Origin of the sequence: Sphaerotilus uruguayifluvii (assembly GCF_013294065.1) — a bacterium.
Classification (GTDB): Bacteria; Pseudomonadota; Gammaproteobacteria; order Burkholderiales; family Burkholderiaceae_C; genus Sphaerotilus; species Sphaerotilus uruguayifluvii.
The window spans coordinates 110,743-123,553 of sequence record NZ_JABSNM010000013.1 but is presented as its reverse complement, the minus strand read 5'-3'; the positions used below and the strand labels follow the sequence as shown (position 1 = coordinate 123,553).

Sequence of the window (12,811 nt, the reverse complement as noted above, 5' to 3'; positions counted from 1 at the left end):
GCCTGCAGCGGCCGCAGCGTGCGCGCCTCCTCGCCGTCGGCATCCGGCTCGGCCAGGTAGGTCTGGCCCATGTCTTCGACCAGCACGCCCCGGCGCGTGAGCATCTTCATCAGCCGGGCGATGACGGTCTGCAGCAGCGCGTGCAATTCGTCGTCGGTGGGCGCATCCGCCTCAATGAAGGCCGGCGAACCATCGGCGTCGCAGCAGTACACCCCGTCCAGTACCAGACAGTGCAGGTCGATGTTGAGGTTGGCGGCCGAGCCAAAGCGCTGGATCAGCGTGACGGCGCCGCCGTGACCTTCGTCAGCCTTGAGCCCCGCCTGCCGCAGCAGATGTCGCGTGACCACGCGCTGCACCACCTGCAGCACCGGCGTGACCAGTTCCGGCTGCGCGGCCAGCAGCACGCGCAGCGGGATCGGCAGCGACAGCACCCATTGCCGCACCGGCACGTGCGGGATGACGTGGTCGACCAGGTGCGCAGCGGTCTGCGACATGCGCCGGGCGCCGCAAGAGGGGCAGAATCCCCGGCGCTTGCAGCTGAAGGCCAGCAGCTTGTCGTGGCCGCACTCGCCGCAGCGTAGCCGCAGGAATCCATGCGCCAGGATGCCGCACTCGAGGAAGGCGTCGAACTCGTCCTTGATGAACCGCGGCAACTCGGCGTCCGTGCTGGCCTCGGTGTGGGCGATGAAGCTGGCCGCATGCTGCTGGACCAGGCGGTACAGCGTGGTCTGCTCCGGTCGGTGGCGTTCGTAGTGGAGCCGGCTGGCCAAGCCGGGTAAGGAACCGGGCTGGCGGGCGGCGTGCACGGCATGCAGAGGACTCGATGGGGACCTCTACCGTCCCAGCATCGCCCTGCACTCGCCATCGCCCTTCGGTCGGGCTTGTGGGTGCAAGAAGATGGCCCTCCACCGGGTGCAGCCGGTTGGGGTGGGCCAGCCCCGGCGGGAGTCCGTCGTTCACCTTAGTGCCGATATCCCCGTGCTTTTGAGGTCGTTCCTGGCCGACGCCATCGTCACATCGCTTCAGGATCCACGCTCCCCCTGGAGCGACGCATGTGGGAGATCTACGCCTACCAGAACGCCGACAGCCTGTTCGGCATCTTCAACGCTGCGGCAACCATCCACGGCTCTGGCGACTACATGGCGGCGGTCGCCGCCGTGGCCTTCTGCGGGTTCATCGCGGCGCTGGTGGCCTACGCCTTCGCGCCCGAGAAGCTGCAGGGCTGGAAGTGGCTGGCCACGGTGCTGCTGGTGTTCTCCGTCCTCATCGTGCCGCGGGTGACCGTGGGCGTCGTCGACAAGACCGGCGGATCCGCCGTCAAGGTGGTGGCCAACGTCCCCTTCGGCGTGGCCTTTCTCGGCAGTGTCACCAGTACGGTCGGGCACACGCTCACGGGCCTGTTCGAGACGGCCTTCCAGGTCATCCCGGGTGTCGGCGCCCTGCCGAGCGAACTGAGCTACGAGAAGAACGGCCTGATGTTCGGCAACCGCCTCATCCGGGAGACAGGCGGCGTCGCCTTCCAGGATCCGAACTTCCGCACGGACCTGGTCAACTTCATCCACAACTGCACGATGTACGACCTGATCGACGGCACGGTCGATCCGGGCACGTTCTCGAGTTCGGACGACGTGTGGGCGCTGATGGCATCTCCCAACCCGGCCCGCTTCACGACCCTGACAAGCGCTGGCGGCTCGATCACCGTCGACACCTGCCCGAACGCCTACACGAACCTCAACGGCCGGCTTCCCGCGCAACTGACCCGCATCCAGGGCAAGCTCGCCTTCCAGCTGAATCCGACGCTGCCGGCTGCGGCCGCCAATGCCGCCATCGCCGGGCAGATCCAGCAGGCCTACCTGAAGAACAGCATCGCGACCGCGGCAGCGACAGCGGCCGACCTGATCCGCCAGAACGCGGTGCTGAATGCGATCAACGACACGAGCAACATCATCGGTCAGAAGGTGAACGACCCGGCGGCCATGGTGCTGGCCGTCGGACGGGCGCAGTCCGTGGCGCAGCAGAACGCGGCCTGGCTGAACGCCGGCAAGGTCGCCGAGCAGGCGCTGCCCGTGTTCCGCAACGTGATCGAGGCCATCACCTACGCGCTGTTCCCCCTGCTCGTCCTGCTGATGCTGCTGACCAGCGGGCGCGAGACCATGCTGGCCTTCAAGGGCTACGCCGCGGTGCTGATCTGGATCCAGCTTTGGCCACCGCTGTACGCCGTGCTCAACTACATGGCATCCATCTATGCCGCCTACGACCTCGCGGCAGCAGCCGACCTTGGCAGCGGCGCCAAGGCTCTGTCGCTGCAGACGGCATCGACGATCTACTCCCGGGCGATCTCCGGCGAGGCCGTTGTCGGCTACCTCGCCATCAGCATCCCGTTCATCGCCTGGGCCGCGCTCAAGCGGATGGAGACCTTTGGCACCGCGCTGGTGGGCGGTCTCTCAGGCCTGCAGTCGATGGTGGCCGGCGCCACGGCAGGTGCCGCCGCGGGCAATCTGAGCATGGGCAATGTCTCGATGGACCAGATCCGGCTCGCGCCGAACAGGACGTCCGCATTCATGAGCAACTGGCAGAACGACATCAGCGGCAACACCTTCTCGTCGAACATGCTGACCGGCCGGACCGCCGTGAGCCTGCTGCGCAACCAGGGCTACGCGTCCCGGGTCGTATCGATGCGCGTGAGCGAGCAGGACGTACAGGACGCCAGCCGCCAGGTCGACGCAGCCCGAAGCGAAGCCGTTGCCGCCAGCACCGAACGTTCGGCGGTGCTGTCCGAGGCATTCAGCAAGGGCTTGGCAAAGCTGAAGTCATCGCGAAGCAGCACAGGATCGACATCCAGCAGCTTCGAGCAGTTGGGGCAGACCATCGATCGGCTGGATCAGATCTCCCGAAGTGTTTCCGAGTCCACTGGGCTGACACAGTCTCAGGTTGCTCGCATTGCGCTTGGCGTTACAGGTCACGCCGGATTCAATGCGCGGTTCGTTGGCGCCCAACTGAACGCGAGTGCAGACAAGACCTACCTGTCCGGACTGAGTGCAGACGAGCGGAAGGTGCTTGGTGCGCTCACGTCCGAGCAGGCCTCGGAGTTCAAGCAGTTCGGCGATCGTGTGTCGCGCGACAGTTCCGTCGCGAGCCTTGTAGCCACCGATGCTCGCGAAGCACGCGAACTGTCGTCGAGGATCGCCACCACAACCGCGCGCTCCGCCCGCGCAGATGCTTCCCTTGCCGATCGCGCCGCGTTCTCTGAGCGGCTTGCCGTGGCCAGGGAGAGAGGCGATTCGATTTCAATCGACATTGCGCAGGATCCCTACAACCTGGCGATGTTCACTCGGTACGCTGAACAGTACGGTGGTACCAGCGCGTCCGCTCAACAACTGCTGAGCGCTGAACTTGCCCGACAGGCGCTGGCTCCAACCCGAAACTTCAGCGACGGCACTGGCATGCCGTCATCCTTCGACGACGTCCGCCATCTGTACACGACCAACAGCGGTGACCCGCGCATCACGCCGGACATTGACGCTACATATCGAAGAGCGACGGGCGCAGTTCGTCAGGCTCCTCTTCCAGTCGCTCCACCGGCACAACCTGCGCCCGAACCAAGCGACGCTCGCCAGCAGATTCAGACGTCGTCGGACGATCTCCGTGGCCGGACTGCTGCTCGACGGCAAGAGTTCGATGACGAGCGGAGCCCCGGGCGCGCCGACGACGGCACGATTTCCCCACGGCAGTCGCTATTCAAAGGCACCGCAAGGCAAGTGGCTCGGGACGCGGCCGAGACCTTCCAAGATGCCAAAGACGCAGTGAAGGGGATCATCAAGCGGTAGTCAATCTTGCCCGCGAGATGGCGGGTCCCCCTCAGGCGGCTTCATGAAGGGTGGGTGTCCCTTGTCGCGCCAGTAGTTGGCCGCGAGGTCCTCGGAAGTCACGCCGGAACCTGGAATGGGATTGGCTGTGAGCGATCGAGACACCTGCCCCCGCCCAATCTTGAGCAGCGCACCCCCCACTGCAGCCCCCACGAGGGCGCCGACCGCCGCGAGGACAAGCCGCGTGGCCAAAGCTTCGTCCTGCCATATCGCCCACCCGGCCAGGGCACCCGCAAGGACAAGCACCAAGAAGGCCAGCATTCGCATTTGAAGTGAGGTCAACTCAAGCTCACGGAAGACAGTGTCCTAGTCTTCGAGCTTCACGCTGTTGCAGCCTGTGTCCGAAACGACCTTTGAGGGCCAACACCTGAGCCGTCTCTGGTCGGTCCGGAGGAAGCCTACACAAACATCAGGCTTCCGTGGTGCTCTCCCGCGTGGGCTCGCAGGGCACAGCGGGACGCTGCCCCGGAGTTCGGCAGTTCTTCAAGGAGTCCAGGTAGTCGGCCCAGGCGCTCATCATGTCGCGCCGCTGTTCGATGAACTCCGCCCTGTCGTAGGCAGCGCCCAGCGGGCCGGACTTCCCATGTGCCAGCTGGGCCTCGATCACGTCCGGCGCCACGTTGAGCCGCTCCACCATCACGGTACGGGCCATCGCCCGGAATCCATGCGGAGTCATCGTCTCGTTGTCGAAGCCTAGCCGGCGCAGGGCAACGCGGACCGTGTTTTCGCTCATCGGCCGCTTGGCACTGATCAGGGACGGAAACACGTATCGCCCTCGGCCGGTCAGCGGCATCAGGTCCTTCAGAGCGTCTACAGCCTGGGTGGCGAGCGGAACCAGATGCGGCCTTCCGTTGATCTTCTCCCGCATTGTCCGCTTCATCTTGGCGGAGGGTATCGCCCACATCCTTGCCTCGAGATCCAGCTCGGCCCACTCCATCTGCCGGATGTTCCCTGGCCGCTGGAAGAGCAGTGCCGACAGAAGCAGTGCCGCCCGGGTGACGGGGTGACCGTGGTAGCCGTCGATCGCGCGCATCAAGTCGCCGACCTGATCCGGCTCGACGATCGCCGAGACGTGCCTCGTCAGCACCGGCTTCAGTGCGCCGCGCAGATCCGAAGCGGGGCTGCGCTCACAACGTCCGGTCGCAACGCCGTATCGAAACACTTGCCCGCAGGCTTCCAGCAGAGAGTGAGGCAGTTCGCGCGTGCCACGTGCCTCGACGCGCCGCAGCGTCTGCAGCAGCATCGGTGCGCCGATCTGGGAGAGCGGAAGCTTGCCCAGCCAGGGGAAGATGTCCTTCTCGAGGCGCTCCATCCAGCGCTTGGCGTAGTGATCGCTCCAGCCGACCTTCTTTGTCGCGTGGAACTCGCGCGCGGTCACCTCGAAGCTGGCGTTGGCGTCGAACCGGGAACTGAGACGGTCGACCTGCCTTGCGAGCACCGGGTCGATGCCTGATTGGTGTTGCTTCCGCGCATCGTCTCGAGCGGCCCGAGCATCCTTGAGGCTGACCTCAGGGTAGCAACCCAAGGAGAGGCGCTTCTCTTTTCCGTCGAAGTAGTACTTCCAGAACCAACGCTTGGACCCGGCGCCGGCAACTTCGAGGTAGAGACCACCTGAATCGGTCGCCCGTGCGCGGGCTTTGCCCTCTGGGCAGAACGCGTTCTTGCACTGCTTGTCGGTGAGCATAGGGGAACAAAGCTCCAAATGGCATGACGAACGCCACTTGTTCCCCTACATGTTCCCCTACTTGCGCTGCGCTGCCGTGGGACGGCAGGAACCTTCCTGACTCAAGCGACCGGCTAAGTCGTTGATTTGGCGGGAAGTTCGGTCCGGCATGGGACCTGATGAAACGCTGGGATGGGGTGGCTGATGGGACTCGAACCCACGACGACCAGAATCACAATCTGGGACTCTACCAACTGAGCTACAGCCACCGCTGCGTTCGCTTGCTGAGCGAAGAATTGAATTGTAGTACGACTCTTTTCTATCGTGCAAGCATTTCGAGCCGTTTTTTATTCAGCTCACTTCGAGGCGGCGCCGGCCGGCTCCTCGGCGGCCTTGGCCTTGCCGGTGATCTCGACCTTGTAGCGCTTGCGCAGCGCCGCCAGGTAGGCCTCGGACTCGGCGCCGGCCCACATCGCGGCGTACTGCTGGCGCACCTTGTCGATCGGGCCGGTGTCGGCGACGTCGGCCGGCAGCACCTTCTCGATCATCACGACCGCGTAGCCGTCGCCGCCCAGGTCGACGCCGACCCAGGCCGGCAGCTTCTCGGCCGGGGCCTTCAGCACCGCGTCGACCAGCGCCTTGGGCAGGTCCTGCGAGCGCGCGCGCGACAGGGTCACGGCCGCCGGCAGCGACGCGGCGTCCGGCGCCCTGGCCTTCCACTGCGCCAGACGGGCCTCGCCCTCGGTGCGGGCGGCCTGGGCGGCGCGGGCCTGCGTGACCGCGGCCTTGACCGCCTCGCGCACGTCGGCCAGCGCCTGCTTGCGCGCGGGCTGGTGCGCCGACACATGCACCGCCACCATCTGGCTCGCGCCGATCTCGGTGGCCTGCGAGTTGTGCTTGCCGGCCAGCGTCTCGGACTGGAAGACCAGCTCGGCCAGCTTCGGGCTGGCCAGCACCGCGGCGTCCTCGGCCTTGGCCTCCTTCGGCTGGAAGCCGCGGGTGAAGCCCTCGACGCGGCGCAGCGTCAGGTGCAGGCGCTCGGCCACCGGCTTGAGCGAGTCTTCCTGCTCGACCAGGTTGGTGAACTGCTCGGCGGTCTCGGCGAAGCGCTTCTGCGCCAGCGACTTGCGCACCTCGGCCTCGATCTCGGCGCGCACCGACTCGAAGCCGCGGCGCTCGCCGCCACGCACGTCGGTCAGCTGGATGACGTGGTAGCCGAAGTCGCTCTCGACCACGCCGCTGATCTCGCCCTTCTTCAGCGCGAAGACGGCCTCCTCGAAGGACTTGACCATCGCGCCGCGCGAGAACCAGTCCAGATCGCCGCCCTTGGCGGCCGAGCCGGGGTCGTCGGAGTTCTTGCGCGCCAGGTCGGCGAAGCCGGCCGGGTTCTTCTTCACCTCGGCCAGCAGCGCCTCGGCCCGGGCCTTCGCCCGGGCCCGCGCGTCGGCCGGGCCGCCGGCCTCGGCCTTGACCAGGATGTGGCTGGCGCGGCGCTCCTGCGGCTGCTCGTAGCGCGAGGCGTTCTCGCCGTAGTACTTGCGCAGGTCGTCCTCGGGCACGCTGATGCCGCGCTCGACGGCCGGCAGGTCCAGCACCAGGTACTCCATCGTCACCGACTCGGGCGCCTGGAAGCGCGCGGCGTTGCGCGGGTCGTCGTAGTAGGCCTGCAGGTCGGCATCGCCCACCTGGACGCGGCCGAGCTGCTCGCGGGCGTCGAAGCGCTGCACGCGGATCTCGCGGCGCTGGTAGAAGGCATCGACCGCGGCGCGCGCGACCGACTCCGGCGCGAAGGCCGACAGGCCGATCGCCGACAGCACCTGGCGCATCGCCAGGTCCTGCGACAGGCGCTGCGCGAACAGCGCCGAGTTCATGCCCTGCGCGGCCAGCAGCTCCTTGCGCACGCTGCCGTCCGGATTGCGCAGGCCGGCGAACTGCGGATCGGTCTTGAACAGCCGGTCCAGGCGCTCCTCGGTCGGGCTCAGGTGCAGGTCGCGCGCGGCGGCGAAGACCACGCGCTCGCGCACCAGATCCTCGAGAACGCGCTGGCGGATCTCCGGCGTGTCGAACATCTTCACGTCGACGCCGGGCATCTGCGCGCGCATGCGCTCGACCTGGTTGCGGTGCGCGGCGTCCCAGTCGGACTGCGAGATGTCCTGACCGTCGACGCGGGCGACATGGTTGCGGCCCTCGGAATACTTGTTGTAGCCCTGGATGCCGAACACCACGAAGGACGGGACGATCAGCAGCAGCAGGATGAACTGCAGGATCCGGTTGTGGCGGCGGACGAAATCGAACATCGACGCTTCCTTGCGACATGAAAAAGGCGAACCGGGGTTCGCCTTTGATGATGCTGCCGTGATCGTCGGGCGCCACCGTGGGCACCGGGAAGATGCTGGTGGGTGCTGAGGGGCTCGAACCCCCGACCTACGCCTTGTAAGGGCGCCGCTCTACCAACTGAGCTAAGCACCCGGTGCGACCCGCACGTCCGGCAGGACCGTGACTGTATCAGATGGGCGCCCCCTGCCGGGATCTGCCGCTTCAGCGCGCCTTGGCGCGGATCTCCGGCAGCGCCTTCTGCAGGTAGTAGACCATCGACCAGATGGTCAGCACCGACGCCCCCAGGATCGCCACCGTGCCCCACAGCCGGGTGTCGACGACGCCCAGCAGCCGGCCGTCGTAGAGCAGGAAGGGAATGGCGACCATCTGCGCGGTCGTCTTGAGCTTGCCGATCATGTGCACCGCCACGCTGCGCGAGGCGCCGATCTGCGCCATCCACTCGCGCAGCGCCGAGATGGCGATCTCGCGGCCGATGATGACCAGCGCCACCAGCGCGTTGACCCGGTCGAGCTGCAGCAGGATCAGCAGCGCCGCGCAGACCAGGAACTTGTCGGCCACCGGATCGAGGAAGGCGCCGAAGGACGAGGTCTGGTTGAGCCGGCGCGCCAGCCAGCCGTCGAGCCAGTCGGTCAGCGCGACGACGACGAACAGCGCGGTGGCCATCAGGTTGCGCTGCGCCATGTCGACGGGCAGGTAGTAGATCCCGACGATCAGGGGGATGGCGACGATGCGCGCCCAGGTCAGCAGCGTAGGCAGGGTCCAGAACATGCACGCATTGTGCCTGCTGGCCGCATGACGCCGCTGACAACGCGGTACCGCGGGGTCAGCGCAGCGCCTGGTAGATCGCCTCGGCCAGGTCCTGCGAGATGCCCTCGACCGAGGCCAGTTCCTCGACGCTGGCCGCGGCCACGCCGCGCACGCCGCCGAAGCGCTGCAGCAGCCGCGCGCGCTTCTTCGGGCCGACGCCGGCGATCTCCTCGAGCCGGCTCGAGCCCGCGCCGGTGCGCACCGAGGCGCGCCGGGCGCGCATGCCGGTGATGGCGAAGCGGTGCGCCTCGTCGCGGATCTGCGCCACCAGCATCAGCGCGGCCGAGTCGCGCCCGAGATACACCTTCTCGCGGCCGTCGGCGAAGACCAGCTCCTCCAGGCCGACCTTGCGGCCCTCGCCCTTCTCGACGCCGACGATCAGCGAGAGGTCCAGCCCCAGCTGCTCGAAGACCTCGCGCGCCATCGCCACCTGACCGCGCCCGCCGTCGATCAGCACCAGGTCCGGCAGCCGGGCCTGGCCGCTGCGCCGCGGGGGCGCGGCGCCGCCGTCCTCGCGCGCGGCCTCGGCCAGCTTGCCGTAGCGGCGCTCGAGCACCTGGCGCATCGCCGCGTGGTCGTCGCCGCCGGTGATGCCGTGGATGTCGTAGCGGCGGTACTGCGAGGGCTGCATGCGATGGCCCTCGAAGACCACGCAGGACGCCTGCGTGGCCTCGCCCGCGGTGTGGCTGATGTCGAAGCACTCGATGCGCAGCGACTCCAGCCCGCCGTCGCTCCCCTCGGGCGCGAGATCGAGCGCCTCGACCAGCGCGCGGGTGCGCGCCTGCTGCGAGCCCTCCTCGGCCAGCAGCCGTGCCAGCGCCAGCTCGGCGCCCTTGATCGCCATGTCCAGCCAGGCGCGGCGCTGCTCGCGCGGCTGGTGCTGCGCCGCCACCCTGCGCCCGGCCTGCTCCGACAGCGCCGCCAGCAGCTCGCGCGACACCGCGTGGCTGGTCACCAGCAGCGACGGGCAGTCGGTGCCCAGGTAGTGCTGGGCGATGAAGGCCTCCAGCACCCGCAGCTCGACCGGCGGCGCGGCGTCGGCGACCGCCTCGGAGGCCGCCTCGGGGGGGGCGCTCTCCTCGACTTCGTCGAACTGCAGCGCCATCGCGTCCTCGACATGCGCCGGGAAATGCGCCCGGTCGCCGAGATGGCGGCCGCCCCGCACCATCGCCAGGTTCACGCAGGCGCGCCCGCCCTGCACCTTCACCGCCAGGATGTCGACGTCGCGGTCGTCCAGGTTGAAGACCGCCTGCTGCTGAAGCACCTTGGAGAGCGTGGCGATCTGGTCGCGGATCTCGCCGGCGCGCTCGTACTCGAAGCGCTCGGCCGCGTCCATCATGCGCTGCTGCAGGCCGGCGAGCACCTGCTCGGTCTCGCCGCCGAGAAAGCGCGCGGCCTCGCGCACGTCGTGCGCATAGTCCTCGCGGCTGATCAGGTCGACGCAGGGGCCGGAGCAGCGCCGGATCTGGAACAGCAGGCAGGGCCGGCTGCGGTTGGCGAAGACGCTGTCCTCGCAGGTCCGCAGCCGGAAGACCTTCTGCATCAGCTGGATGCCCTCCTTCACCGCCCAGGCGCTCGGGTAGGGGCCGAAGTAGCGGTGGCGGCGGTCGACCGCGCCGCGGTAGTAGACGACCCGCGGGAAGTCGTGGCTGACGAACTTCAGGTAGGGATAGCTCTTGTCGTCGCGGAACAGGATGTTGTAGCGCGGGTTGAGCGTCTTGATCAGGTTGTTCTCGAGCAGCAGCGCCTCGGCCTCGGAGCGCACCACGGTCGTCTCCAGCCGCACGATGCGCGAGACCATGTGGCCGATGCGCGTGCCGCCGTGATCGCGCTGGAAATAGCTCGAGACGCGCCGGCGCAGCAGCTTGGCCTTGCCGACGTAGAGCAGCTGGTCGTTGGCGTCGAAGTAGCGGTAGACGCCGGGCAGCAGCGGCAGCGCGGCCACCTCGGCCAGCAGCCGCTCGCGGGCGGCGGCCGCGGCGGCGGTCAGCGCGGCGGCGGCTGCAGCCTCGTCGGGCCCCGGTGCGGCGACCGGTTCGGCGACCGGTTCGGCGACCGGTCCGGGCGATGTCTCGGGCGTCTGCGTCTTCTTCTGCGGCGTCGTCATGGTCACGATTGTGCCGCCCGGGATAATCGCGCCATGACCGAGGAAAGCCCTGCCCCCCTGCTGTCCATTCCGGCCGCGCTGCGCCGCTGGGACCTGTTCTGCCGCGTCATCGACAACCACGGCGACCTGGGCGTGTGCTGGCGCCTGGCCTGCGACCTGGCCGGGCGCGGCGCCGAGGTGCGGCTGTGGATCGACGACGCCTCGGCGCTGAACTGGATGGCGCCGCAGGGCGCGCCCGGCGTCGAGGTGCTGCCCTGGCGCGATCCGCTGGACGACGAGGTGCCCGGCGACGTGGTGGTCGAGGCCTTCGGCTGCGATCCGCCGGCGGCCTTCGTCGCGCGCATGGCGGCGCGGGCCGCGTCCGGCGCGCCGGCGCCGCTGTGGTTCAACCTCGAGTACCTGAGCGCCGAGCCCTATGTCGAGCGCTCGCACCGGCTGGCCTCGCCGCAGTGGAGCGGTCCGGGGCGCGGGCTGACGAAGTGGTTCTTCTATCCCGGCTTCACCGAGCGCACCGGCGGGCTGCTGCGCGAGCCGGGCCTGCTGGCGCGCCGCGACGCGCACCACCGCGCGGCCACGCTGGCGCGGCTGGGCCTGCGCCTGGGCGCCGACGATCCGGCCGACCACGCGCTGATGCTGCTGTTCGGCTACGCCCAGCCGCTGCTGCCGGCCTGGCTGGACCTGCTGGCCGACGGCCACGGCGGCACCGTGCGGCCGTCGCGCGGCATCACCACCACGCTGCTGGTCACGCCCGGCCACAGCGAGCGCCAGGTGCGCGCCTGGCTGGCCGCGCGCGGACTGCACCGCAGCGAGGCCGGTCTGGAGGTCGGCGCGCTGCGGCTGCATTTCCTGCCGCATGTCTCGCAGATCGAGTTCGACCGCCTGCTGTGGGCCTGCGACCTGAACCTGGTGCGCGGCGAGGACAGCGCGGTGCGCGCGATCTGGGCCGGGCGGCCGATGCTGTGGCAGCTCTACCGCCAGGACGACGGCGCGCATGCGCCCAAGCTCGAGGCCTTCCTGGATCTCGCGCTGCAGGGCATGCCCGCGCCGCTGGCGCGGCCGGTGGCCGAGATGATGCGGCTCTGGAACGGGCTGGAGTCGCCGGCGCGGCTGCCGGCGGTGTGGGCGCAGCTCTGGCCGCTGCTGCGCGAGGGCTGGGGCGCGGCCTGCCGCCAGCGCGCCGCGCGCTGGGCGCTTCAGCCCGACCTGGGCAGCGCGCTGCTGGCCGAGGCGCTCGCGCGCAGCGGGCACGGCACGCCGGCGACGTCCTGACGCACGAGCAGGCTAGAATGGCGGGTTTCGCGGTGTGGCGGGTCGATGTCAGCTCACCGCCATCACCGCCATGCCCGGCCGGGCGCACCCGCCAGACCCCGGCCCCAGCTTCCACCGAAAGTCGTCTATGAAACTCGCACAGGAAATCCGCGCCGGCAACGTCATCATGCAGGGCAAGGACCCGATGGTCGTGCTGAAGACCGAGTACAGCCGCGGCGGCCGTGGCGCGGCCACCGTCCGCATGAAGATGAAGAACCTGCTCAACGGCGGCGGCGCCGAAGTGGTCTTCAAGGCCGACGACAAGATGGACCAGATCATCCTCGACAAGAAGGAGTGCACCTACTCCTACTTCGCCGACCCGATGTACGTGTTCATGGACACCGAGTTCAACCAGTACGAAGTCGAAGCGGAGAACATGGGCGACGCCCTGAACTACCTGCTCGACGAGATGCAGGTCGAAGTGACCTTCTACGACGGCAAGGCCATCTCGATCGAAATGCCCACCTCGGTGGTCCGCGAGATCAACACCGAGCCGGCCGTCAAGGGCGACACCTCGGGCAAGGTCATGAAGCCGGCCCGCATCGTCCCGACCGGCTTCGAGATCGCCGTGCCGCTGTTCGTCGGCGATGGCGACAAGATCGAAATCGACACCCGCACGCACGAGTACAAGAAGCGCGTCTGAGCGCACGGTGCCCCACCCGCGATCCATCGCGGGACATGAAGAAGCGGCCTGAGGGCCGCTTTTTTGTTTTCTGATTTAGC

8 protein-coding genes and 2 tRNA genes are annotated in these 12,811 nt (G+C 68.3%); 3 read left to right on the top strand and 7 right to left on the bottom strand.

Features of this window, described 5'->3' with window-relative positions; translation table 11 throughout:
- Positions 1-806 (bottom strand): transposase zinc-binding domain-containing protein (locus HNQ01_RS14950; protein ID WP_173806244.1); only part of this gene is annotated, 806 nt, incomplete at its 3' end.
- 246 nt (positions 807-1,052) lie between these two features.
- On the opposite strand from HNQ01_RS14950, the gene HNQ01_RS14945 reads away from it, so the two are divergent.
- Positions 1,053-3,827 (top strand): conjugal transfer protein TraG N-terminal domain-containing protein, encoded by a 2,775-nt coding sequence (locus tag HNQ01_RS14945; RefSeq protein WP_173806243.1) that lies wholly within the window; start codon positions 1,053-1,055, stop codon positions 3,825-3,827.
- Between the two features lie 448 nt (positions 3,828-4,275).
- Here the strand turns inward: HNQ01_RS14945 and HNQ01_RS14940 are convergent, their stop codons facing one another.
- The 6 genes from HNQ01_RS14940 to uvrC form a co-directional block, all read right to left on the bottom strand.
- The gene (locus HNQ01_RS14940; protein WP_173806242.1) at positions 4,276-5,550 is read right to left on the bottom strand and encodes a tyrosine-type recombinase/integrase; all 1,275 of its coding nucleotides are present in this window, start codon (positions 5,548-5,550) and stop codon (positions 4,276-4,278) included.
- Between the two features lie 172 nt (positions 5,551-5,722).
- A tRNA-His gene (locus HNQ01_RS14935) sits at positions 5,723-5,798 on the bottom strand.
- 87 nt (positions 5,799-5,885) lie between these two features.
- The gene (locus HNQ01_RS14930; protein ID WP_173806241.1) at positions 5,886-7,826 is read right to left on the bottom strand and encodes a SurA N-terminal domain-containing protein; all 1,941 of its coding nucleotides are present in this window, start codon (positions 7,824-7,826) and stop codon (positions 5,886-5,888) included.
- 96 nt (positions 7,827-7,922) lie between these two features.
- Positions 7,923-7,998, bottom strand: a tRNA-Val gene (locus HNQ01_RS14925).
- A 69-nt stretch (positions 7,999-8,067) separates the two neighbouring features.
- Positions 8,068-8,634, bottom strand: a complete 567-nt coding sequence (pgsA, locus tag HNQ01_RS14920; protein WP_173806240.1) for a CDP-diacylglycerol--glycerol-3-phosphate 3-phosphatidyltransferase — start codon at positions 8,632-8,634, stop codon at positions 8,068-8,070.
- A gap of 55 nt (positions 8,635-8,689) precedes the next feature.
- Positions 8,690-10,780: an excinuclease ABC subunit UvrC gene (gene uvrC / locus HNQ01_RS14915; RefSeq protein WP_173806239.1), complete on the bottom strand. Its 2,091-nt coding sequence runs from the start codon at positions 10,778-10,780 to the stop codon at positions 8,690-8,692.
- 33 nt (positions 10,781-10,813) lie between these two features.
- Between uvrC and earP the strand changes: the two genes are divergently transcribed.
- The gene (earP, locus tag HNQ01_RS14910) at positions 10,814-12,049 is read left to right on the top strand and encodes an elongation factor P maturation arginine rhamnosyltransferase EarP (protein ID WP_173806238.1); all 1,236 of its coding nucleotides are present in this window, start codon (positions 10,814-10,816) and stop codon (positions 12,047-12,049) included.
- 127 nt (positions 12,050-12,176) lie between these two features.
- Complete coding sequence (gene efp / locus HNQ01_RS14905; RefSeq protein WP_173806237.1) at positions 12,177-12,731, top strand: elongation factor P; 555 nt, start codon at positions 12,177-12,179, stop codon at positions 12,729-12,731.
- Positions 12,732-12,811: the final 80 nt, after the last annotated feature.

What these genes read in the sequence shown, in the direction of transcription:
- earP (WP_173806238.1), top strand. Translation starts at nt 10,814, where the DNA reads ATGACCGAGGAAAGCCCTGCCCCCCTGCTGTCCATTCCGGCCGCGCTG.
- uvrC (WP_173806239.1), bottom strand. Translation starts at nt 10,780, where the DNA reads ATGACGACGCCGCAGAAGAAGACGCAGACGCCCGAGACATCGCCCGGA.
- pgsA (WP_173806240.1), bottom strand. Translation starts at nt 8,634, where the DNA reads ATGTTCTGGACCCTGCCTACGCTGCTGACCTGGGCGCGCATCGTCGCC.
- efp (WP_173806237.1), top strand. Translation starts at nt 12,177, where the DNA reads ATGAAACTCGCACAGGAAATCCGCGCCGGCAACGTCATCATGCAGGGC.
- HNQ01_RS14940 (WP_173806242.1), bottom strand. Translation starts at nt 5,550, where the DNA reads ATGCTCACCGACAAGCAGTGCAAGAACGCGTTCTGCCCAGAGGGCAAA.
- HNQ01_RS14930 (WP_173806241.1), bottom strand. Translation starts at nt 7,826, where the DNA reads ATGTTCGATTTCGTCCGCCGCCACAACCGGATCCTGCAGTTCATCCTG.
- HNQ01_RS14945 (WP_173806243.1), top strand. Translation starts at nt 1,053, where the DNA reads ATGTGGGAGATCTACGCCTACCAGAACGCCGACAGCCTGTTCGGCATC.